This is a genomic window from Desulfosporosinus fructosivorans, assembly GCF_004766045.1.
Taxonomy (GTDB): Bacteria; Bacillota; Desulfitobacteriia; order Desulfitobacteriales; family Desulfitobacteriaceae; genus Desulfosporosinus; species Desulfosporosinus fructosivorans.
The window spans coordinates 395,599-419,000 of record NZ_SPQQ01000002.1; the positions used below are offsets into that span (position 1 = coordinate 395,599).

Sequence of the window (23,402 nt, forward strand, 5' to 3'; positions counted from 1 at the left end):
ATTCTAGAATAAATCGCTACATATTATCTTATATTTCGACCTTTTAATTGTAATTTCCTTTAATATTTTCAAATATACAATTGAATCGTTATTGTATTCAATATCAATATTTTTTAATTACCTTATCCAATGTGGATAATCCGACTGTTATAAGTTGCTGATAAAAAATCTCAAGGAAACAATTACTAAAGAAATTAGCCCCCTCGCTCAAACAGCAAGGGAGCTAACATCATTTCCGGTTCATAAAACCTATTCTCCGAGATACGATCTACGAATGGCTTCATTTTTAGCTAATTCTTGAGCCGGGCCTTCCAGAACGATCGTTCCGGTCTCTAGGACATAGGCCCGGTTGGAAATTTCCAGGGCAAGGTGAGCGTTTTGCTCTACCAAGAGAATGGTTGTTCCTGCAACATTAATATCTTCAATAATGTGGAATATCTCCTCGACTAACATCGGGGCCAAGCCCATGCTCGGTTCATCGAGAATTAGTAGACTCGGACTAGCCATCAGGGCTCTGCCCATGGCGACCATTTGTTGTTCACCCCCAGATAAGGTACCCGCCACCTGTTTGATTCTCTCCTTAAGCCTCGGGAAGTGATGATACACTCGGTCGAAGTCTGACTGTCCTGGCTTCCCCTTATGACTATGAGCACCCATTAAAAGGTTTTCGTAAACAGTCATCAGAGGAAACACATGGCGCCCTTCCGGTACATGGGACAGGCCCATCTCCACAATCTTGTAAGGAGCCATACATTCGTATTTTCGGCTTCCCTCTCGAATTCCAAAAATATACTCTTCTTTAAATATAACCTTACTGTCTTTATTAGCCGGTTTTAAAAGTCCTGAGATTGTGCGAAGGGTTGTACTCTTTCCAGCTCCGTTGGCACCGATTAAGGCAACAATCTCCCCTGCTTTTACTTCTAGGGAAATACCATGTAAAGCCTTAATTGAGCCGTAGCTTACATCAACATTTTCTAACTTCAACATGTCTTGGTCTCCTCTCTAGCGCCGGATTCTTCTACTTTTAAATTGACCGGAGCCCAAGTATGCTTCGATAACAGCTTTGTTACTGCGAACCTCCAGAGGATTACCCTCCGCAATCTTTTTACCATAATCGAGCACGGCAATTCTCTCAGAAATATTCATGACTAGCTTCATATCGTGTTCTACCAGAAATATCGTTATCCCCGTATCGCGAATTCTGCGAATCATTTCCATTAAGACTACTTTTTCCTGAGGGTTCATCCCTGCAGCTGGCTCATCTAGCAAAAGGATTTTTGGCTTGGACACTAACGCCCTAGCAATTTCCAATCGCCTCTGTTCACCATAAGAGAGATTCTTGGCCATTTCATCCCGTTTCGATGCCAAATCCAGAAATTCCAGCGCTTTAATTGATTTTTCTTCTAATTCCACTTCTTCCCGTTTCATACTTGGCAACCGAGTTAAGGCATGAAATAAGCCTGCTTTTCCTCGACAGTGGCCACCAATTTTAACATTGTCCAAAACAGAAAGTTCACTAAACAGCCGGATAGTCTGAAAGGTTCTGGTAATCCCCATATCCGCAATCTTATGGGTAGGGATCCCACCTAAAGGCTTGTCATCGAAGGATATCTTACCCTCTGTAGGTTGATATATACTTGTAATTAGGTTAAACACCGTACTTTTACCCGCTCCATTAGGACCAATCAAGGCGAGTATTTCGCCCTGCTGTACTTCTAGGTTTAGAGTATCAACCGCAGTTAGACCGCCAAAGCGGATGGTAACATTGTGTAAAGATAATAAACTCACCTTTATTCCCCCCGTCCGGCCTGTTTTTTCTTGGGCCACATGATTGCACGGCGAACGGCCTGCCTTAAGTTAACTCCGCCCAACAAACCATAGGGACGGAAGATCATGATCACGACCAGTAGTGCGCCGTAAACCATCATCCGATAGTTGGACAGTGGCCTCAAGATTTCTGGAGCCGCAGTAAGGACTATCGCGCCAATAATCGTGCCAGGAATACTCCCTAGTCCACCCAGAACGACAATACTCAAAATATCAATGGACTTAAGAAAGCCAAAATCCGTCGGTTGAATAAAAGTGGTTGTATGCGCAAACAGAGCTCCCCCCACTCCAGCACAGAAGGCGCCAATGGCGAAGGCCTGAATCTTATACAATGTGGTGTTAATCCCTACTGCTGAGGAAGCAACCTCATCTTCCCGAATGGCAAGCATTGCCCGGCCATTACGGGAGTTTTCTAACCATACCATAGCGCATATTGTCAGAACCGCGATGGTCATAACGATTGGGAAGGTCGTTGCCCCCTCAATCCCTAGGAATCCAATGGCACCATTGGTAATTTTCATATTGGTGAACTGGACTCGAACAATTTCTGCAAAACCCAGAGTAGCAATAGCCAGATAATCCCCAGTCAGACGCAGGGTTGGAAATCCAATTATGATACCAACGAGACCCGCTACGAGGCCACCAATGAATACTCCAAGTAAGAAGGGTAAGTCATAATTCACAGTCGCAATTGCCGAAGCATAAGCCCCGATACTCATGAATGCGGCATGACCTAGGGTAAGCTGACCCGTTACCCCCGTAATCAGGTTTAAGCCCAGAGCCATGATCAGATTTATACCAATGAACAACCCAATCATTAGAATATAGGGTGGCATAATGTCGTTAATGATTTGTGCTCCGTACGCAGTCAAGCCTAGCATGCTAAGGAACAGCAAAACTTGAACAAGCCAATTGTTTAATAATTTCTTCATTGCCATTCCCTCCTTACACCTTCTTATTGGCTTTACGTCCCATGATTCCGGACGGTTTGAATAGAAGCACCAAGATAAGTATGGTGAAGGCGAAGGCATCCTTGTACTCGGATAAATTCACAGTGATTCCCAATATCTCAGCCAAGCCGATCATTAGCCCCCCGATCATGGCCCCGGGTATGCTTCCAATCCCCCCCAGGACTGCTGCAGCGAAGGCTTTAAGGCCCGCCAAAAGTCCCATATAAGGCTGAACAGCGTTAAAATAAATACCAGATAAAACCCCTGCGGCTCCTGCTAACCCAGAACCAATGGCAAAGGTTATAGAAATAACTCGGTCAACATTGACCCCCATGAGCTTTGCTGCATCCTGGTCCTGAGAGCAAGCGCGCATGGCTCGACCAGTTTTACTATAGGTAACAAAAAGGTGTAACCCTAACATCAAGAGACCAGCGACTCCGATAATAACGATTTGATAAATTGTAATCTGGAAATTCCCGATTTCGAAAATACGATTTTCAAAAAGTTTTGGAAACCCCCTAGTATTTGGACCCTTTACTTTAACCATGAAGGAAGAGAGAAAGATGGATACCCCGATCGCACTAATCAAGGCCGAAAGTCTTGATGAGCGGCGTAGCGGTTTATAAGCAACTCGCTCAATAACAACTCCAAGCACCATGGTTATAAGTGTCGCACCTAGTAACGCCACATAAACATTGACATAATTAGTTAGTGCTAAAACTAGGCCGGCATATGCGCCAAACATAAATATCTCGCCATAGGCGAAATTAATCATGCCGATAATACCGTACACCATGGTATAGCCTAAGGCGATGAGTGCATAAATGCTACCAAGGGCGAGCCCATTGACCAGTTGCTGCATTATATTGTTAAACATTGGCCGCCTCCTTAAACTAAGCAACGTAATACGTGAAAGCTTATATTTCTTTGAATAACTAGTAGCAGCACTGATCCCCAGGGACCTCGTGCTGCTACTAACCTGAATGATTACTGAGCTGAGCTGAACTAACCACCTAAAGCCTTGATTACTTCATTTCGATAGGGACTTTCTTCAGAAGAGCGAACTTGCCACCTTTAACTTCCAGTAGGTAAACTGGGGTCTTAATAGGCTCACGGGAAGCTTGGAAACTGATGGTACCTGAAACGCCATCGTAATTCTTTGTGGCAGCTAGGGTATCCTTAAATTTCTCGGGCTCTGCGCTCGTGGCATCTTTGATAGCTTTGGCAACTAGCATCAAAGCATCATATCCTTGGGCAGCAAAGAGGTCAGGTAATTCATTGTTATATTTTGCCTTGTAAGCGTTAATGAACTTTTCAGTATTTGGAGTTGGTTGCTCTGGAGAGAAACCAGCATAAGAGATTGAGCCTTCAACAGCATCTCCACCGATTTTCATCAGATCGTCTCCTTGAAGACCATCGCCTCCGACCATAACAGCCTTGATTCCAACTTCACGAGCTTTCTTCATGATCAGGGCACCCTCAGTATAATAGCCAGAAAAGACAATGACATCGGGGTTTACCGCTTTAATCTTGGTGATTTGACCGCTAAAGTCAGTGTCTTTGTCCTGAATGAATTCTTCAATGGCAACTTTACCACCATTGGCAACAATAGCGTCAGAAAAGATTTTAGACAAAGATACGCTATAATCATTGTTCTTTGACGTGATTAAGGCAACATTTTTCCAGTTCTTTTCTTGGATTACGTACTTCATGGTTGCAGGAGCAGCAATCGTGTCCAACAGGGTGTCCCGGAAAACATAGGGTCCGATTTCCACAACATTCGTACCTGTAGCACCTGCTGAAATGATAACAGTCTTCTTAGTGTTGGCAATTGAGCCAGCCACACGGGTAATACCTGTTGTAGGATCGCCGATGATAGCAACAACCTTGTCCTGGCTAATGAGCTTATTAGTGATGTTGATCGCTTGATCCTTTTGCCCAGCATTGTCTTCTTCTACCAGTTGGACTTGACGTCCAAGAACACCGTCTTTGTTAAGTTCGGCAATGGCCATATTCAGACCCTTCAGTGTGTTCAGGCCATAGATAGCCACATCCCCAGTCTTGGCACCCAAGAAACCAATTTTAATAGGTTCTTTGCTGTCTGTTGCGCTGGGAGTGGTTGTTGGTGCAGGCTTGTTACCGCACCCGCTTACGACGATTAAAGCGGACAAAAGCAAACTCAGGGCAACTAGGGATTTTGTCTTTTTGCGAAACATCTTTTTTCCTCCTTCTGATTGTGGATATAATATTCTGGATACATCTTATTATTTGACAGAATATTAAAAATCCCTGCAACAATATTCAGAATTTATTACTTTATTTTCTGACATTTGATCCTCTTCCAAGCTTTGAATATTATTCAGAAACTCAGGGGAATCAAAGGACTCTCCAAAATAATGGATCCCCATGACACGTCCATTATTTCACCTATTGTATCTCCTTTCCTTATAGTATGAGAACGCCAAAAATCTTATTTAAATTATACTTCATCCATGAATTTATTACCTTAATACTAATGCATGAATACATTATTATTATACTTCACATTTTGTTTCCATTTACAGCATCACTTCGTACTTGATCAACATTCAATAAGATTGAATTAATCTAAGGAGAACAGGTAAAATAAACTAAAAAAACACCCCAAAAGGTGTTTTTTAGTTTATTTCTTGAATTTAGCCAACGCATCTGCTAGCGCAGTATTGACTAAGCCACGATCATTTTGATTTTGGAGAAATGATCCAACTTCTCTTTTATTTATATTACCCTTTTCAGTCTCTCTTCGTTTCGTAAAGGCCGAAAGTTTCTCGCGATGCCCACACACGCAGGAGAACATTTTATTGTCTCCATCCCCCTTGACCTCCATTTTCTTGTGGCATTCAGGACACCTTGCATTCGACGTTTGAGATATCCCCTTGCGGTACCCGCACTCACGATCTTGGCAGACGTACATCTCACCTTTCTTCCCTTTTACTTGAAGAAGGAACTTTCCGCATTCCGGGCACTTATTTCTTGTCAAATTATCATGTTTAAAGGTTTGAGCACTGCCAGTTACCGTTGATACGAGTTGAGTGGCATATCCCCTGATTCCAGTCAGAAAAGTTTGACTTGGTATCCGACCCTTGCTAATCTCTGTCAATTGTTGTTCCCATTTGGCGGTTAGTTCCGGCGATTTCAGTTCAGGTGGAACCAAACTGATCAGTTGAATCCCTTTAGATGTAGGGATGATTTCTTTGCCCTGTCGATTCATGTAGAAAGAGTTAAAAAGCTTTTCAATAATTTCTGCACGCGTTGCTGGTGTTCCCAGTCCATGGCTTTGATCCATCACTTCCCGTAGCTTTTGATCATCAATCAATTTCCCGGGATGTTCCATCGCCGAAAGCAAGGTGGCCTCCGTATGTCTAGCAGGTGGTTTTGTTTTACCCGTCGCTAATTTAACAGACAGGTTTTTCAGTATCTCCCCCTTACGAAATTCTGGGAGAGTTTGTTCGGCTTCTCCGTCTTCAGAGTCACCATCTAAACTGCCATACCCCTCATAAATCTTCCGCCATCCTTTAAGCTTCACGACTTTACCCTGCGCAGTAAAAATTTCTCCTTTTATACCCACCACGACCTTCGTTTGTTCATATTCAAACGCAGGAGAGAGTACAGCGATAAAGCGTTTGACGATTAAATCGTAAATTTTTAATTCTTCCGAGCTAAGCCTAGATAACGTAGGAGGTTGCTCCGTTGGAATGATGGCGTGGTGGTCCGATACTTTTGAACCATCAACAAACCGTTTCGTAATGATAAGTTTATTCCTCAAGATGCTTCGCGCCAAATCAACATAAGGACCCAAGGCAATGCTTTTGAGACGTTCTGGCAACGTCGCCACGATGTCTTCACTAATATGACGAGAATCGGTGCGAGGATAGGTCACTATTTTATGGTTTTCGTAAAGCTGCTGCATGACCGAGGACGTTGTTTTGGCGGAGAAGCCATATTTTCGATTAGCATCTCGCTGTAACTCGGTGAGATCATAAGCAAGTGGCGGCAGTTCCTTCTTCCCCTCTTTTTTGACCTCTAACACTTCCCCAGTCTGTCCAGTCACCTTAGCCGCCAAATGATCTGCTTTCAATTTATCGAATAGTCGAGTTTGACCAAATTTGTCCTGCCAGCGAAGGGTAACTCCAGTCGCTAAGACATTAATCGACCAATAGTCTTTGGGAACAAACTGTTTGATTTCATTTTCCCGTTCTACAACCATTGCCAGGGTAGGGGTTTGAACTCTTCCAGCCGAAAGTTGGGCATTATATTTACACGTTAAAGCTCTAGTGACATTAAGACCGATTAACCAGTCTGCTTCTGCACGACATTCTGCTGCGGCATATAGCGTTTCATACTCCCTACCAGGTTTTAAATTGTTAAACCCTTCCTTTATAGCACGCTCAGTTAGAGAAGAGATCCACAACCGTTTGACAGGTTTTCGCCAGCCCGCTTTTTTCATGATCCAACGAGCGACCAGTTCACCTTCTCGCCCGGCATCCGTCGCAATGATGAGATCATCAATCTCTGGACTCTTCATTAGATTTTTAACCACTCCAAATTGTTTCGAGGTTTCTTTCATCACCACTAAGTCCATTTTAGCGGGTAGCATTGGCAGGTCTTCCATCTTCCAAGTTTTATATTTTTCATCATACGATTCTGGGTCTGCGAGCGTCACCAAGTGCCCGAGTGCCCAAACCACAATATAGCGAGGCCCTACGAAGCAACCGTTACTTTTTTGATTGCAATTCAGAATCTTCGCCACCTCACGACCAACGGAGGGTTTTTCTGTCAATACTAGTGTTTTTCCCATGTCATACTTCCCACCTTATGTAGTCTCAGTAAGGACCCTCACGCAAAAGAGCCTCTTTAAGAATCTTCCTCTTGTAGTTCACTATGATCACCCCGAAGGCCACTAGCGCTAAGGCCATAAACATATTTAGAGTCAAGCGTTCACCTGGAATGAACAAGGCAGACAACATGGCTCCAGAGACTGGGGTCATAAATTTGTAGACGCTTATTTCACCCGCTTTATTATATTTCAAAATGGCATACCAGAGAGAAAAGGCGGTTGCGGAGAGAAAGGCCGAATAAACTAGAAGCACTAAGGCTTTGTTCGTAAAGACCATAGAATGAGGTTTTAAGCTAGGTAACCCCACAGCGATCAGAATTACCGATCCTAAAAGCATTTGCCACGCCGTCAGAACAAAGGGATGAACCTCTTTGGAAATCCGTTTTGCTAAAATTGTTCCAAAAGCACTAACTATGCCGGATAAAATCATAAAGCCTTCGCCCTGCCAAGAAAAATCAAAGGTGAAGTTCTGTCCAGAATTAATCAAGATAATCCCGGCAAAGCCTGCAATCAAGCCTAAGATCTTACGCCAATCCAGACGATCATCAACATAAACGAAGTGGGCAAGAACAACCACAAAAAAGATAGCAGCCGAGGATAAAACAGCCCCTTTCATCCCCGAGGTATGAGCCAGACCATTGTAGAAAAAGAAGTACATCAAACTAATTTGCAATAAGCCCAGTAGAAAAAGCTGAGGGAGCATTGCAATTTTAACCTTTGGAGACTGACGAATTCCTACAACAATTAAAGCAAAAATGAGCAATGAAGAAATAAAGAATCGGATTCCGGCGAGGACAATGATGGCGTAACGATCATCGGGTGCTATCCCAAGCTCGGCATAGCTTACTTTCAAGACCGGAAAAGCGCTCCCCCATAGTACAGCGCAAAATAACGCAATGCCAATAACCCAATATCTGTTCTTTAAGTAGTATCTAAAGCCACGTTCATTTTTTCGAAAATCTAAGTTCATATTCGTCCCTTCCGTAATGCTTTTTTCTTCTTACATATTGATAAATAATAGCCCTTATTTAGGAAATGGTCAAATAGAGTTTCTGTGAACTCTCTAGAACAAGCACAGAAAAAGAGAACCAGCATTTGGTCCTCTTTAGTTTCAAAATCAATGCAATCGTCATATATGAGGATCAGCATTAATTTTTGTCGTCAGCGATCTCAGGCAATTTCGGATTGAATGAGGTCCACCCACTGTCCCTGAGTCAGTTCAAATAGGTCGTCAATATTTAGCTTTATTGCCGTATTCGGTGCACCCGCTGCTGGAAAAACATGAATGTAAGATTGCAAGGAGTAATCGAGATAAATAGGTATGGATTGTTGTAAGCCAAATGGACATACCCCACCAACGGGATGTCCTGTTACCTCCACAACCTCTTTTGCTTCAGGCATCTTAGCTTTAGCCTTAAAGAGATCTTTAAACTTCCGGTTATCTAGACGTTTATCCCCAGCCATGAGGATCATAACAAAGTCATCTTTAACTTTAAACAACAATGACTTGGCTATCTCTCCATGAGTTACGCCCAAAGCCTCTGCAGCTTTGGCAACCGTGCTGGTATCCCCAAACGTTAATATTTCAATATCTTTTCTTGCTTGCTTTAAAAATGCTTCAACAGATTCTACTGACATACTTAGGCTGCCTCCTACTTATAACATAGAATTTAACGAGTTCACTGGTTAATATCGGCTAGACATAAATCTTCGTTCAAGGCTATTATGGCCTTTTTATACATTTTTCTATCAATAACAAATTGCATATTTACTTGGCGCAAAGACTGGGACACGCATTTAATGTTGATATTATTTTTAGCGAGAGCATTCGCCGCTCTTGCTAAAATCTTTGGCATAGCAATATTGGAACCAATCACACAGACGATCGCCGCCTCCTGAAGTGTAACTGTCTGATATTCTGCCTCCAGCTCAGGCACTAAGTCGTCATTAAGATCCGATTCCCAGATCACAAGCGAGATACTATTTGCGTTCGTAGCTTTCATGATGTAACTAATATTATGACTCATAAACTTGTTCATAATCTCTAAATCAAAACCTATTTCTCCGACCATTGATGAATCATGAATTTCCAAGACCACAATTTTATCGGAACCTGCAATGATTTCTATTTTCGCTTGGGGACCAATATAATCGTTGGAGATCACCGTTCCAGGGTGATCTGGTTCAAAGGTGTTCTTGATGCGGAGATTTATTCCCGCCATTTCTAACGGTTTCGATGCGTTCGGGTGAATCGCTTCCATTCCAATGTCCGCGAGTTGGTCAGCAACATCGTAGTTTGTCCTACCCACTACAATCGCTTTATCTACACCCACGACTTTCGGATCAGCAGATGATAAATGATATTCTTTGTGGATTATTGCTTCATCTGCTTCAAGATGGGTGGCAATTTTCGAAAAGGTTATATCTGAGTATCCTCGTTGATATTCCCTCATGATTCCTTCGATCCCTTTTGTATACCCGGTAGCAACAAGTATAGCCTCCTGAGGATTTACGTATCTGAACGATTTTTCAATACGTTCGCTGATTGAAAGTTGTTTAGAATCGCGAAATCCTGTTAGATCCACTAACTCAGAGAGAATACCATTGTTACGAAGTATGTTTACAGTATTAAAGGCGGAATGTGCCTCACCTATGGATGCCAGCAACTCTCGAGCTGCAGAAAATATACTATCCCGCCCGACATACCCAGAAGCAATGATATCTTCCATGCTATTTAGATAAGCCTTTGTTTGCATGATTCGTTCAATAAGAAAGTCACGACATACGTTTCCATCCAAGCCAATATCAATAAACGATTCATTAATTTTTAGGGCCTCACTTAATAAGTGATCAATGGAAGTTGTATAATCTTCACCCTTAATAAAATGTTGATAGATTCCTGGAGCTTTCGTTTTTTTATCTTCAAGGAGCATATTGGTTACCCCTGCATAGGCAGAGACAACAAAGACTCTCCCATAATGAAATCTCTCTGAGCTTGGGTATCCTATAATGTCGTTAAGGACATTATGAAATTGATACATTGACGTTCCACCAATTTTTTCGACAGTAAGCATAATTAAATTTCTACCCCTCTTCTACCATTTTTCCTCTAGACACTATTATTCGTTAAAGTTCATCAAATTCCTTCATTTCCATGGAATTTAATGTACTTCCACCAGAAACCTTTGTCTCTGGGAGCAAGAAAACAGGACCCTACCTGAAGTTTTCGAGACCCCCACTTTATAGAAGTGGGGGTCTCGAAAACTAGATATATAGCCAAGATATGATGATGATTATTTCTATTAAGACTACTCTCTGCCGAAAGATCGACTTGAATTAGCTAACATGAACAGTGGTTTTTGCAAATAATCGATCGGATATAAGTCATCCCGCGCAGAAATCAGGGCCATAATCTTACCTACTTGGGATAATGGATCAATGGCTATTACGACAAAAGCATCCTTTTCTAAGGTTAAGGGATAAATTATATTATCTTTATTGAGAACATCATGATACGCGTCCAAAGTAAGTACTCTGAAATCACTGTTACGCCAGCGTATATCGTAAAGTTTGAAAGCTTGATGTGCTACTAAAGGCAACAGCACTTCTTCTGTCAAATACAATTCGATTCCCATCATATATCCGGCATTATCTAGATCATTCCAGTATTCACAATGAAAGGCATTATCGACAGCTTCTCTATACGTCTTAGTCGCCAAACGCATATTGCTTAAACTTTGACCCATGCCAAGCCATTTAATTCGTGGGATGCTAAGACTATTTACATCATAATATAGTCCGATATCACTTTTCTCGAGGGTGTACTCAGCGGTCGTCTCATTAGGCATCAAATAAATATAGCCCATTTGCATGTTGTTATCACAGGTAATAAGCACGCAACATCCCCCCCTGTTAAGTATTTCAATTATGTTTCTTTAACTTTTCTTTACCATATAGTATCACTTCTACATATATGCACAGTTTTCCTGCAATTCTATATTAATACAATATTAGAACGCTTCAAGCATTAACTATATTTGAGCCTCGCAAGTAGTGAAATAGACTAGGCACCCTCAACTATGATATTCTTAATAGATATCCTTCAAAGAATAATGCCAACAAAAGGAGTATTTCATGCTTCGCTTTAACATTTCTGAGCAAATAATTCAAGATCTCGCCGATAATAATCTAGTTTATAAGAAGGGCTTTTCCTATTACACGGCAGGAAGGGTCAGAAATTTCGTTTTCGCCCCTGATAAAGGCTTAGTAAACGCTAATGTCATAGGAGGTTTGCGCTATGCCGTTCAGGTAGCTTTTGAAAATGACAGTTCTGTACGCTCCTACCGCTGCTCTTGCCCAACCTTCACAGACTTTCCTGGAGCCTGCAAGCATGTCATCGCCGTATTAAAAGCAGCTCAGCAGAAGTTACCCACTGCTTGGCCTGATCCCGTAATCCCTAACCGCGTTGTGGAGGATCTCTTAGAGGTGTTTTCTAATCATCACCAAGAAATACCCCAAGAAGAGGTGACCCTCGTCGTAGAACTTCAAATCATTCCGGGTCGACGTGTTTCTGCCCAAATACAGCTTAAACTGGGACTACAGCGACTCTACGTAGTCAAGGACATTGAACAATTCATTTCCTCTACCACAACGGGGCGATCTCTTGAATTCGGCAAACAATTTACGTTTGAACCATCGCGCCAATCCTTTAAGGAAGAAGATCGAGCGCTCATCGCCATGCTCCAGGAAATGGTGGAGCAACATACAGCCTTAATGGATATGCAAGGGCCCTTCTATACAACCAGCCTCCTAAGCCAAAAGTCCCTGCCACTGAGTGGGTATTACTTGACGAAATTTCTGGACGCCTTAGGAGACAAAGTGTTTCTTTGGTGCATCGGCTCCGCCCCTTTACTTCCTACTCAAATCGTCAGGCGTGAGCTCCCGATGGAGTTCACTCTACAGGCTCAAGATCAAGATCTTACTTTGGCACTAGAAAGTGACGAAATACCTCTCCAACTTACACCCGATGGCAGTTACTACTCCTACCAGGAAAACATTTATCGGGCTTCTTCTGCCCAGAAAAATCTTCTTCCACCAATTCTAAGGGCACTCCACAAAGGATCTTCGACCAATCTTCTCATTCCATCAGCACAAAAGGAGTTATTTGCTTCTGAGGCTCTGCCCTTACTCGGGAAACTGGGTCAGGTGTCTATTGACCCCACCCTAGAAGGAAAATTTAGCCAGGAGACCTTACAAGCAAATATATATTTTGATCGCGCAAAGGATATGGGAATCACTGCCCGTTTAGAATTCCATTACGGTGACACTATCATTAACCCCTTTGCCTCTACTCGGGAAACCACTAATAACTCAGCCGATAGCACTGTGATCCTCATACGCTCTGTAGAAGAAGAGCGAAAAATCTTAAACATACTTGAACAAGCCGATTTTATTGTTTCCAAAGGCCAAATCCACCTTGAAGACGACGATCAAATCTTTGAATTCACAGTGACCTGGCTTCCTCAACTGCGACTCCTTGCCGAACTATATTACTCCGATCAGTTCAAAGTCAAAGTCCGAACCTCTACTACATTCTCTGGCCAAGTACGTTTAGACGAAACCCTGAACATCTTAGAAGTTTCTTTTCAATATAGTGATATTGAACAAGAAGAATTGTCGGACATTTTTCACTCACTCCAATTAAAGAAGAAGTACCACCGCCTCCGGGATGGCTCATTCCTTGATTTAAACCAGGCAGAGTTAACTTCTGTTGCTGAACTTTTAGATTACTTGGACCTTGACGCTAAAGATCTCAACAACAAACTGCTTAATTTGCCTAAATACCGAGCTATGTACATTGACAGCTTTTTGCGTCAGGCTGATTTACCGGGAGTACATCGCAATAAAGCCTTCAAACAATTGGTCCAAAGCATCCTCGAACCTCAAGACGGGGAGTTCGAAATCCCCGCAGAGTTGCAGTCTGTGTTGAGAGACTACCAGAAAACTGGCTTTAAATGGCTAAAAACACTGGCTTCGTATGGCCTTGGAGGGATTCTTGCTGATGATATGGGGTTGGGTAAGACCATTCAGGTCCTCTCCTTTATTTTATCAGAAAAACCCAATTCCCATGGTCCCGCGTTGGTCATCGCCCCCACGTCATTAATCTATAACTGGCAGGAGGAAGCCAAGAAATTCACTCCTACCCTACAAGTTCTAGTTGTGGAAGGGACCCCCCAGGAACGGCATATACTTTTATCCGATATGAAAGAGCAATGGGACCTAGTGGTCACTTCCTACCCCATACTGAGGCGGGACATTGATAAATTTGCTGAGTTTAAGTTTTCCTACTGTTTTTTAGACGAGGCTCAACACACCAAAAATCCTCAAACCCTCAATGCAAAATCTGTCCAGCAGATTCACGCCAAGGGTTATTTTGCCCTGACAGGAACCCCAATTGAAAACTCGCTCTCCGAACTTTGGTCCCTTTTTAATTTCATCATGCCTGGCTATCTCCTATCCCACCAGGAGTTTCGCAAGAAATACGAAATACCGATTATTAAAGGAGAAGACCCTAAACCACTTGCAGAATTAAGTCGACATGCCAACCCCTTTATTTTAAGAAGACTGAAGAAAGATGTGCTTAAAGAACTACCCGACAAGATTGAAACTCTAATGAGTGCACCCTTGACAGAAGAGCAGAAAAAATTATACTTAGCCTATTTACAGGAGGCGAAAGGGAAAATTGCCCAAGAAATTGTAACTGTAGGGTATAACAGAAGTCACATGAAAATCCTCGCAGCTCTGACGAGACTTAGACAAATCTGCTGTCACCCGGCCATGTTCTTGGAAAACTACACTGGGGAGAGCGGGAAAATGCTACTTTTGCAAGAAATCCTTCAAGATGCAATCGATAGCGGTCACCGGGTTCTACTATTCTCTCAGTTTACGACGATGCTGGACATCATCCAACGTCATCTAACCTCGGAGGGTATTGAGTATTTCTATCTTTCTGGTTTGACAAAAGCTGCAGACCGTCTAAGAATGGCCAACGCCTTTAATGCTGGCACTGGAAAGGTCTTTCTGATTTCGTTAAGAGCGGGTGGCACAGGCTTAAATCTAACCGGAGCCGATATGGTCATTCACTACGACCCATGGTGGAACCCCGCCGTGGAAGATCAGGCCACAGACCGAGCACACCGCATCGGCCAAAAAAGCGCCGTACAGGTGATCAAACTTATTACTCAAGGAACAGTTGAAGAAAAAATCAACGCCTTGCAAGCCAAAAAAAAGACGCTCATCGATAGCGTCATTCAACCTGGAGAAACTATGCTCTCCAAATTATCGGAACAAGAATTGAGAGAGCTGTTTGATTTGAATTAAGGCATGCTTCCAAACGGTAATCCCCAGATTTAATCTACAGATACTTTTATATAGATTAAATCTATCTATATAAGGGATTATTTTGATTCAGATTGGGTAACTCTTGTGATCAAACGTAGGAAAAAGCGTATAAAAGGTCGTGCCATTATGTCCTGTTTCAAACTCAAACACCGCATTATGCCTTTGTGCAATCCCCATAGAGATTGCCAGACCAAGTCCAGTCCCAGTTTCTTTTGTCGTAAAAAATGGAATACCTACATTTTCTTGTATCTCTTTAGGTATTCCATTCCCTTGGTCTTTGATAGCTAAGACAACTCTATCTCCTTTTAAATATGTACATATTAGGACACTGCCATGCTCAGGCGTAACATCCAGTCCATTGCGAACTAAATTTAGAATAAGTTGCTTAACTTCATTTTCGTCGATCAGGACATTAGGTACTATTTCTAAATCTGTCGCGACTTCTTTGTTGCTATTGAAGGCATCTGCTTGGAGCATTGGAAATACTTTATTGACTACATCATTAATATCATGGGGCAAAATATTCTCAATGTTTGATTTAGCTAATGACAAAAAATCTGTGATGATCAAATTAGCACGGTCAATCTCAGATATCATTAAATCCATATACTCTTTATCCTGAACATAATTGGATTTTGCCCCTAACAATTGTAAGAAACCCCTAATCGTAGTCAGAGGATTTCTAATCTCATGACTAATCCCAGCTGCTAGCTGACCAATAAGGTTAAGTCTTTCCAAACGGGCAAACTCATATTGTTGCTTTTTGGACTCCGTATTATTCCTAAAAAAAACTGACAACCCCTCATTAAATGGATAAGCGTGGTATTCATAGGATTGATCAATCATCGTAAACCCGTCAGCTTCCCAATGAACAGCTTCGTCTTGAACCATCGCTTCCTGCATTTTCTCATAAGTTAATGTACTAATAACCTGAGGGAATACCTCCCATATTCGTTTTCCTATTAGTTCAAGCTTATCCTCGCTAATAATTTTCTGTGTTTCATTGTTAGCAAAGGTAAACTCCCAACCTCGATTTAATGCAAAAAAACCGTCAGAAATCCCTTCCATGATTTTAATCATTTTAAGTTTTGATAATTCCAATTCATTATTAATTCGCTTTAAATCATTCGTAAAACCAGCAATCTTATCTAATACAGGTTTTAATTCCGGCAATTTAATTAAAATCTGCTCTTGTTCCTGCTCACGCTCTTCACTATTAATAATGATAATCCTGCAAAATTTATCTAGATAATATTCTATCTGTTTAATATGTTTTCTAATTAAGAATATAATTATGACTGATAGGCTTAATGCTAAGATGATGATTTGACTCAATTCATTAAATGATTCTGAGACATAATCAGCAATCTTAGCATTAGCTAATACATAGCCTACTAATTTGTCTTTATCATAAATTGGCAAATTAATATTAACGACATTATTAACATTTGATATTTTATTAAATTCGATGGATGAGCTATTGAAAGACTTAATTTCATCAAATGGAATATTAGAGTAATTGTTATTCTTTAATGTTAAACCCAATTCAAGATCATAATAACCAATAATATCATTTTTATTTTCATTTATGATAGGTTGTATAATATTCTGTATCAATAACAGTCTTTGGTTCTTTGTTAAATTTTTATTTTGTTTCAATTCTTCTATATTAGAAATCTGAGATTGTATTTTGGATTGTAGATTTGAGCCACTGAGCAATAAATTGAAATTAAACTGTAGAGCTTGTTTCTCCCAAAAGTTTTGTCCGTAGAGAATTATGAAGATAATTAAAAACCCAAGTATACTACTGATGACTTTAAATAGTGTTAATTGAATAATAGATTGTTTACTTAAGAAATTTTTAATATTAAAGACCATCAAGCTTTCCTCCGACTAATTGAAATATAATAAAAGAAAGTTGACTTGCACTTACGCAAGCCTTCATGCATCAACGTTATTAGTCTAGTCTAGCAAACACCCTAGCGGGTATAGTTCACTACTTTGACTTTGAAAGCTTAATCTTATTTTAAGTCACCTGAAATTGATTCTCATGAACGTCTTAAAAGCTAAAACAAATCCATAACAATAACAATTTAAAGCTGGGATATCCCAGCTTTTAAATTGTTTGCCCAAATGTGTTTTAGGTGGACTAACTTCTAATTATCTTTGCAAGGCTTTCGGAGTTTTGGGCTGGTACGTCCATATGCCACATGCAAAAACTGAGGTCGCACTTGCTAGGAGCATTAGTATTGATGCGATTGCGGTAAATAAGTGCCTTTTCATAATCTATACTCACCTCCTTTTCTATTAAAAATAGGCAGTAGGGTTAGGCTTTGGTAAAACACACCCAAAACTGCACTAACGCTTATTAATTTATTGTCAACGAAAGAAATGACTAAGAATGAAACAATTACAAAAACTATTGATGAAATCTTGAGTTTAAATTTCAGGCTGCTGGAATGGATTGGTTTTGCTTCACTGTCTACTGGGGCTAAGAGTATTACTAGTAAAAAAGAAAAAAGTAAAATAATTAGTAAAACATACTGATTAGTAAAGTCATACTCAACGAGTTTCTTAGTTACAACTCCAATAGCACTATAAATAATAGCACCAATGATCAAACATTTTAAAGGGGAACTAAAATGAGCTCCTCCCGATACTCTGCGCAATAAGCCCCCAAAAACGGCCGCAATAACAGCTGGTATTAAAGCCTTAAAAGCATATCCTAAAAGAACGATTAAAAATGAGCCTACTACAAAAAGCAATGTTGTCTCGATGGCATAGGCTATGATTTCTTTTTTACCTTCGCTATAGTCCAATTCATTTGTTATTACTTCAGTGAGTTTAAGACTAATATTTTCAGAAAAGCTCATTTATTCAACCTCTTTATTGTAGAATTTTTTTAACAAAAAAGCTGTAATAAATAATAGTAGGACTTGGGGTTCTGCTATCGCAATCCTTATAAACGAGTCAGTGAATAGACTTTCAGATGTTAAACCAAAAACAGGCATAAGCAATGATAGACAAACAAACTCAAATATTACCAATGCTAAGAAACTCAATAAACTTGCAAGAAGAGATAAACTGAAGTCACCGTTGCCTAACTTAATCAAAGCTATCAATAATAAAATGATTAATAAAATAATATGGATCCCAAAAGGAATGGGAAACAGTCTCACAACATAAGCACAAACAGCTAAAATAACCCCAATTAATAATAATTTATTCCACTTCAAAGGTATTTTTGCAATTACAAAAGCTAATGTTGCGACTGCGGTTTGTTCTGGTATTCCTTGAAAGAGCAACACAATGAATGGAATCTTAATAGATCTCACAACCTCTCCAAACTTACCAAACAAACTGACCTAAGTACCCTAACACCCGACCTCTTCTACTTATTCAATTATTACATATTGCAAGAGAAGATTTGCTCGAATCTTGTCGTACAAAAAAATAATTTTACTGGCTTGGAGAGGACTTTATTTCCTAATAACCCTCAGCGCCTTATATGTTAATTAATCTTGCATTACCTCTGGTTCAAACTTCCAGCATTCTTCTTTGGCAAAATATCTTTTTAGAAGCAAAGAAGCGACAAATAAAAGAAGTACTTGTGGCTCTCCAACCAAAATCCTTAGAACTAAGTTATTGAATAGGGCTTCTGATGCAAATCCAAATAAAACCATTAACAATGACATACAACTATATTCGAGTATTGCTAAAGCTAAAATTGTTACTAAACTTATAAAAAAAGATCGACCGATATCTTTCTCCCCTAAGCCAGCCAAAAATATAGCTAACAATATAATTAGTATAATAGTATGAATCCCAAAAGGAATAGGAAGCAGTCTTATTCCATACGCACAAAAAGCTAGAACGACCCCAATCAGTAGAACTTTATTCAACTTCAAAGGTAATTTGGCAATTACACAAGCTAATGTTACAACTGCAATTTGTTCTGGTATACCTTGTAAGAGCAAAGCAATCAATGGAATCTTGATAAGTACTCACCACCTTCTCAAGCAACTCAACTTACATTCAGGATTCTTTATCAGAATTAATTCTGATAAAGAGAATTATTGGATAAACTCCTAGTAGAACTTAATTTTTCCTTTTTCTTCTATTATCTCACAAGAAACTGATGAATTGGCACGAATTTTGTCTTCTGAAAAATAAACTTTTCTGGTTAATATTTCGACAATCTAAAATGAGCCATAATCCCCACAAAATAGGAGATTATGGCTCATTCATTCCAGTTTGGTCTTAATAAAGATAATAAACGCTACACCTTAAATTTGGCAACGGCACTCATGAGGCTTTCCCCCAGCTTTGCCAAAGCTTCTGCGGATTGACTGACCGATATCATCGTAGCAGCTTGTTCTTCAGACGCAGCGGAAACCTCTTCGGCACTGGCTGCAGTTTGCTCCGCAATTACTCCAATGCTCTCCACGGATTTAACGGCGTGGGTGGTCCCGATGGCCATTTGCTGCGAAGCAGCAGTGACGAGCTGAATTTGATTAACGACCGAGTTGACCTCGTCTACAATTGTCCTGAAGGAATTTCCTGCTAAATTAACCGCTTCAACTCCTGCGGCAACTCCCACCTTCCCTTTCTCCATCAGTTCGACAGTACGTTCCGTCTCGCGTTGAATATTATCGATTAAGGTTGCGATCTGCGTTGCCGATATCGAGGATTGCTCTGCCAATTTCCTCACCTCTTCGGCAACAACCGCGAAGCCTCGCCCCTGTTCACCCGCGCGAGCAGCCTCAATGGCAGCATTTAAGGCTAGCAGATTCGTTTGGTCGGCTATTCCTTTGATCACATCCACGATTTGCCCAATCTGTTTGGACTGATCTCCCAATTGAAAAACGGCATCAGCTGTTTGGGCTGACACTTCTCGAATTTGTTCAATTTTTTGCACAGCGTTTTCTGCCTGTACAGCCCCCATCTCTGCAGCCCGAGCAGCCTTACCACTACTTTGACTAACCGCCTCTGCATTCTCTGCAACCTGTTGTGCACTTGCCGCAAGCTGTTCAATGACACCACTTGTATCTCCGACGGAGATGGCTTGATCCGATGCCCCGCTCGCAAGTTGGGCTAGCGTATCGGACACTTGTTCACTACTAGCAGTCGCTTCCTCAGCAGCAGCCGACAATTCTTGGCTGGTCGCCGCCACACTCTCGGACTGGACTAAAACTTCGCTAATGACTGCGCGAAGCGAATTTACCATCTCCGCGACAGCACTGGCTAAAACGCCGATCTCGTCTCTATTTTTTATTTTCGGCATTTGAACATTCAAATCCCCTTCTGCAACAGCCTGAGCTACCTTGGTTACCACTGCAAGAGGCTTGCTAATATGTCGGGCCAACATAATAGCTAAAACAGTTCCCCCGATTAAGGCTAGGGCCACGAAAATAATCAGAAGTCTCAAAACAGATTTATTAGTAGCATCAGCATCAAGTACTGCTTGATTTCCCCCAACAGCCATGAAGGCCATCTGATCTTCCATATCTTTAAGAAGCTGTTCAAAGCTTAATTTACTTTTTTCAGTTAACACTGATCGAGCTTCAACCTCACTTTTTTCTTCTACCAATTTCCAAACCTGATCAGCATCAACCATATAGGCATCAAATGATTTTCGCATCGCTGCGTTTCTTGCTTTTCCCTCCGATGTAGATACATATTTTTCATATGTGGTAAAGTCATTCTCCCACTTAATCTTATAACTATTAAAACTTGTTTTGCTGTTTTGGTATTCTGTCGGATCAGCACGCATTGTAAATCCCAACAATAGGGTGCGCCGAGTATCTTCAGTATCCTCTACAACTTGCGCTAAGGCAATCGTTGCTTTCAACCAATGTCCTCCAAGTTCTTCTGCACCCTGGTTGATCTTATAGACTCCATAATAGCCCACTCCACCCACAAGCATTGTTAAGAGCAAGACTGCTAAGAAACCCAATTGTAGTTTAATGCGTATCCCGTAGTTTATCGCGGACTTCGAAGTACTTAGTTTACTCATTTTTGCAACTCCTTAAATCTTCTAACTTATACTTTCAATTTATTATCATTGTCAATGATTCGACATACATTCTATCAATCCTTTTTATTCTGTTACGATAGTGTGTTCTGTCTAAATTTCTTCTCCTTACTAATTATATTCCCTAATTATTTTGATCGGCTATTTTTCGAACTAGGTCCCAGAAATTAGAGAGAACGTGTTGGTTAATTCAAATACGCTCATCCTAAAAAGAGAGTCTTTCACACGGACGTGTGAAAGACTCTCTTTTTAGGATGAACCCTTTTGTACAGTGGATATTTGCAGAAGATTTCTGTGATGGTTATTTTCATTCAGTCACCCTTGATAGTTATCTCACCATCATACGAGGAGATTAGTCTGTATAAGTCAGGTCGGCGATCCCGAAAAATCCCCCACTCTAGCCTTTGCGTCTCAAGTTGTTCCAGATTAAATTCAGCCACCAAAACGGTTTCCTCTGTCCGGCTAGCCTCTGCCACCTTGTTTCCTTGTGGTCCAGCAATGAAGGAAGATCCATAGAAGGTTATCCCGGAATCTTCGTCGTCCTCAACCCCGATTCGGTTTGAGGCAACCACTGGCATCAGGTTTGCAGCGGCATGCCCGAGCATACAAGTCTGCCAATGATCCTTAGAATCTATGGACCCGTCTTGGGGCTCAGAACCGATAGCCGTCGGATAGAAAAGCAATTCAGCACCCATTAAGGCCATACATCGCGCCCCCTCTGGGTACCATTGATCCCAACAGACCCCAACCCCGATTTTTGCGTATTGGGTATTCCAGACCTTAAATCCCGTGTCACCAGGGTTAAAGTAGAATTTTTCTTCATAACCTGGCCCATCCGGTATATGACTCTTGCGATATTTCCCTAACACATCTCCACTGGCATCAATGACTGCTAGAGAATTGTAGCGGGCTTGGTTTTTTTTCTCATAGAAGCTAATTGGCAGAACTACCTGTAGCTCTTTAGCTACTTGTTTAAAATGCTGAACGGCTTTATTCTGTTCCAATTCCGTCGCATAGACATAGTAGTCGGATTTTTCCTTTTGACAGAAATAGGGGGTTTCAAACAACTCTTGAAGCAATATAATTTGAGCACCCTTTTTTGCAGCTTCCCTAACTAACCCGTCTGCTTTTTCAATATTTTCATCGATACTTTTAGAACAAGACATCTGCGTAGCCGCCACTATTACGTTTCTCATACGTCACCACCCTCCGGCATCTGCTGAGTTGTACAATGCACATTGCCGCCTTCCCGGATAATCGCCATGCCATTGACTGTACGAATCCGTCTTTCTGGGAAGAGTTTGCCCAACATCTGCACAGCTAAGCCGTCGGTTTCAGCAGCTTCACCCCCGAAAACAGGCAAGATGATTCCCCCATTGACGAAATAGAAGTTCAGGTAACTCAAGGTGTATCGCGTACCAGTCTCTACATCGCACAATTTTGGAGGCTGTTGGATGGGAATTAGTTCGAATTTCCGCCCTAGGGCATCGGTTTCCGACTCTAGTAACTTTAAGTTGTCTTGAGTGATCTGGTAATTTTCGTCCTCAGGATCGTCACAAACCTGAATCAGGATTTTACCAGGTGCCACAAAGCAGGCGATATTGTCGATATGACCGTCTGTCTCATCCCCATCTAACCCTTTTTTGAGCCAGATAATTTTCTGTACATTCAGGAATTTCTTCAATTCCGCTTCAATCTGTTCTTTCGTTAGTTCCGGGTTTCGATTAGGATTTAGGAGACACTGCTCCGTGGTCAGAAGCGTCCCCTCTCCATCGACATGGAGGGAACCTCCTTCCATCACTAGGGGCGCATCAAAGCATTTTACTCCGACAGAGTTAAGAATTTGAGGAGCAACCAGATCATCTAAATTCCACGGCGCATACTTACCACCCCAGGCATTAAACTGCCAATTGACCCCCGCTAGCTCCCCCGTATCTTTGATTAGAAACGTCGGTCCATTATCCCGTAACCAGGCGTCATTATGATCGATATAAATAAATTCAACCCGCTCATTCTGAAATATTCGAGAGAGCTTTTCCGAGTTAGTGGTATTTGCTATAACCGTCACCGGTTCAAATTCAGCAATAGCCTGGATAATTTCGGTATAGCCAAGACAAACCGTTTCATAATCCTCTGGATAACACATCGATGACTGAACCGGCCAAGAAATATAGGTACGCGAGTGTTTGACCCATTCTGCCGGCATAGTGTAGTTTAGGTTTGTTGGATACATTGCATTCCCTCATCTTCTTAGTTGTTTAGAAGCTATTCTCTTATTCTACTTCATCATCTTAAGAAGATAAAGTTGCTTTGT

Annotated in this window: 19 protein-coding genes; 1 reads left to right on the forward strand and 18 read right to left on the reverse strand. The window is 41.3% G+C overall.

Features of this window, described 5'->3' with window-relative positions:
- Positions 1-249: 249 nt before the first annotated feature.
- From E4K67_RS06090 to E4K67_RS06135, 10 genes are all read right to left on the reverse strand, one after another.
- Positions 250-987: an ABC transporter ATP-binding protein gene (locus tag E4K67_RS06090; RefSeq protein WP_135545527.1), complete on the reverse strand. Its 738-nt coding sequence runs from the start codon at positions 985-987 to the stop codon at positions 250-252.
- 15 nt (positions 988-1,002) lie between these two features.
- Entirely contained in the window at positions 1,003-1,788 is a 786-nt protein-coding gene (locus E4K67_RS06095) for an ABC transporter ATP-binding protein (protein ID WP_135545528.1), read from the reverse strand.
- Between the two features lie 2 nt (positions 1,789-1,790).
- Complete coding sequence (locus tag E4K67_RS06100) at positions 1,791-2,759, reverse strand: branched-chain amino acid ABC transporter permease (protein WP_135545529.1); 969 nt, start codon at positions 2,757-2,759, stop codon at positions 1,791-1,793.
- Positions 2,760-2,772: 13 nt separating this feature from the next.
- A complete protein-coding gene (locus E4K67_RS06105; protein WP_135545530.1) occupies positions 2,773-3,654 on the reverse strand; it encodes a branched-chain amino acid ABC transporter permease in 882 nt (293 codons plus the stop codon).
- A gap of 148 nt (positions 3,655-3,802) precedes the next feature.
- Positions 3,803-4,993: an ABC transporter substrate-binding protein gene (locus E4K67_RS06110; RefSeq protein ID WP_135545531.1), complete on the reverse strand. Its 1,191-nt coding sequence runs from the start codon at positions 4,991-4,993 to the stop codon at positions 3,803-3,805.
- Positions 4,994-5,439: 446 nt separating this feature from the next.
- Positions 5,440-7,614: a DNA topoisomerase III gene (locus E4K67_RS06115; RefSeq protein ID WP_135545532.1), complete on the reverse strand. Its 2,175-nt coding sequence runs from the start codon at positions 7,612-7,614 to the stop codon at positions 5,440-5,442.
- Positions 7,615-7,639: 25 nt separating this feature from the next.
- Positions 7,640-8,623, reverse strand: coding sequence for a DMT family transporter (locus E4K67_RS06120; RefSeq protein ID WP_135545533.1), 984 nt, complete (start codon positions 8,621-8,623; stop codon positions 7,640-7,642).
- A 200-nt stretch (positions 8,624-8,823) separates the two neighbouring features.
- Positions 8,824-9,291, reverse strand: a complete 468-nt coding sequence (locus E4K67_RS06125; RefSeq protein ID WP_135545534.1) for a YbaK/EbsC family protein — start codon at positions 9,289-9,291, stop codon at positions 8,824-8,826.
- A 41-nt stretch (positions 9,292-9,332) separates the two neighbouring features.
- A complete protein-coding gene (locus E4K67_RS06130; RefSeq protein ID WP_135545535.1) occupies positions 9,333-10,727 on the reverse strand; it encodes an aspartate kinase in 1,395 nt (464 codons plus the stop codon).
- Positions 10,728-10,961: 234 nt separating this feature from the next.
- Complete coding sequence (locus E4K67_RS06135) at positions 10,962-11,549, reverse strand: hypothetical protein (protein WP_135545536.1); 588 nt, start codon at positions 11,547-11,549, stop codon at positions 10,962-10,964.
- A gap of 238 nt (positions 11,550-11,787) precedes the next feature.
- Between E4K67_RS06135 and E4K67_RS06140 the strand changes: the two genes are divergently transcribed.
- Positions 11,788-15,033, forward strand: a complete 3,246-nt coding sequence (locus E4K67_RS06140) for a DEAD/DEAH box helicase (protein WP_135545537.1) — start codon at positions 11,788-11,790, stop codon at positions 15,031-15,033.
- 87 nt (positions 15,034-15,120) lie between these two features.
- Here the strand turns inward: E4K67_RS06140 and E4K67_RS06145 are convergent, their stop codons facing one another.
- The 8 genes from E4K67_RS06145 to E4K67_RS06180 form a co-directional block, all read right to left on the reverse strand.
- On the reverse strand, positions 15,121-16,932 hold the full coding sequence (locus tag E4K67_RS06145) for a two-component system sensor histidine kinase NtrB (protein ID WP_135545538.1): 1,812 nt from the start codon (positions 16,930-16,932) through the stop codon (positions 15,121-15,123).
- A gap of 282 nt (positions 16,933-17,214) precedes the next feature.
- The gene (locus E4K67_RS06150; protein WP_135545539.1) at positions 17,215-17,337 is read right to left on the reverse strand and encodes a cyclic lactone autoinducer peptide; all 123 of its coding nucleotides are present in this window, start codon (positions 17,335-17,337) and stop codon (positions 17,215-17,217) included.
- Positions 17,334-17,927: an accessory gene regulator ArgB-like protein gene (locus E4K67_RS06155; protein ID WP_135545540.1), complete on the reverse strand. Its 594-nt coding sequence runs from the start codon at positions 17,925-17,927 to the stop codon at positions 17,334-17,336. The genes E4K67_RS06150 and E4K67_RS06155 overlap by 4 nt, the downstream gene beginning before the upstream one ends.
- A complete protein-coding gene (locus E4K67_RS06160; RefSeq protein WP_243454344.1) occupies positions 17,928-18,413 on the reverse strand; it encodes a hypothetical protein in 486 nt (161 codons plus the stop codon).
- Between the two features lie 156 nt (positions 18,414-18,569).
- On the reverse strand, positions 18,570-19,040 hold the full coding sequence (locus tag E4K67_RS06165; RefSeq protein ID WP_243454345.1) for a hypothetical protein: 471 nt from the start codon (positions 19,038-19,040) through the stop codon (positions 18,570-18,572).
- A gap of 293 nt (positions 19,041-19,333) precedes the next feature.
- Positions 19,334-21,070 (reverse strand): HAMP domain-containing methyl-accepting chemotaxis protein, encoded by a 1,737-nt coding sequence (locus tag E4K67_RS06170; protein ID WP_135545542.1) that lies wholly within the window; start codon positions 21,068-21,070, stop codon positions 19,334-19,336.
- A gap of 329 nt (positions 21,071-21,399) precedes the next feature.
- Positions 21,400-22,284: an N-carbamoylputrescine amidase gene (gene aguB / locus E4K67_RS06175; RefSeq protein WP_135545543.1), complete on the reverse strand. Its 885-nt coding sequence runs from the start codon at positions 22,282-22,284 to the stop codon at positions 21,400-21,402.
- A complete protein-coding gene (locus E4K67_RS06180) occupies positions 22,281-23,321 on the reverse strand; it encodes an agmatine deiminase family protein (RefSeq protein WP_135545544.1) in 1,041 nt (346 codons plus the stop codon). Before E4K67_RS06180 ends, aguB begins: the two co-directional genes overlap by 4 nt.
- Between the last annotated feature and the right edge of the window lie 81 nt (positions 23,322-23,402).

Excerpts from the sequence above, each read along its gene's own strand:
- E4K67_RS06090 (WP_135545527.1), bottom strand. The coding sequence starts at position 987 with ATGTTGAAGTTAGAAAATGTTGATGTAAGCTACGGCTCAATTAAGGCT.
- E4K67_RS06100 (WP_135545529.1), bottom strand. The coding sequence starts at position 2,759 with ATGAAGAAATTATTAAACAATTGGCTTGTTCAAGTTTTGCTGTTCCTT.
- E4K67_RS06105 (WP_135545530.1), bottom strand. The coding sequence starts at position 3,654 with ATGTTTAACAATATAATGCAGCAACTGGTCAATGGGCTCGCCCTTGGT.
- E4K67_RS06110 (WP_135545531.1), bottom strand. The coding sequence starts at position 4,993 with ATGTTTCGCAAAAAGACAAAATCCCTAGTTGCCCTGAGTTTGCTTTTG.
- E4K67_RS06115 (WP_135545532.1), bottom strand. The coding sequence starts at position 7,614 with ATGGGAAAAACACTAGTATTGACAGAAAAACCCTCCGTTGGTCGTGAG.
- E4K67_RS06120 (WP_135545533.1), bottom strand. The coding sequence starts at position 8,623 with ATGAACTTAGATTTTCGAAAAAATGAACGTGGCTTTAGATACTACTTA.
- E4K67_RS06125 (WP_135545534.1), bottom strand. The coding sequence starts at position 9,291 with ATGTCAGTAGAATCTGTTGAAGCATTTTTAAAGCAAGCAAGAAAAGAT.
- E4K67_RS06130 (WP_135545535.1), bottom strand. The coding sequence starts at position 10,727 with ATGCTTACTGTCGAAAAAATTGGTGGAACGTCAATGTATCAATTTCAT.
- E4K67_RS06140 (WP_135545537.1), top strand. The coding sequence starts at position 11,788 with ATGCTTCGCTTTAACATTTCTGAGCAAATAATTCAAGATCTCGCCGAT.
- E4K67_RS06145 (WP_135545538.1), bottom strand. The coding sequence starts at position 16,932 with ATGGTCTTTAATATTAAAAATTTCTTAAGTAAACAATCTATTATTCAA.
- E4K67_RS06150 (WP_135545539.1), bottom strand. The coding sequence starts at position 17,337 with ATGAAAAGGCACTTATTTACCGCAATCGCATCAATACTAATGCTCCTA.
- E4K67_RS06155 (WP_135545540.1), bottom strand. The coding sequence starts at position 17,927 with ATGAGCTTTTCTGAAAATATTAGTCTTAAACTCACTGAAGTAATAACA.
- E4K67_RS06170 (WP_135545542.1), bottom strand. The coding sequence starts at position 21,070 with ATGAGTAAACTAAGTACTTCGAAGTCCGCGATAAACTACGGGATACGC.
- aguB (WP_135545543.1), bottom strand. The coding sequence starts at position 22,284 with ATGAGAAACGTAATAGTGGCGGCTACGCAGATGTCTTGTTCTAAAAGT.
- E4K67_RS06180 (WP_135545544.1), bottom strand. The coding sequence starts at position 23,321 with ATGTATCCAACAAACCTAAACTACACTATGCCGGCAGAATGGGTCAAA.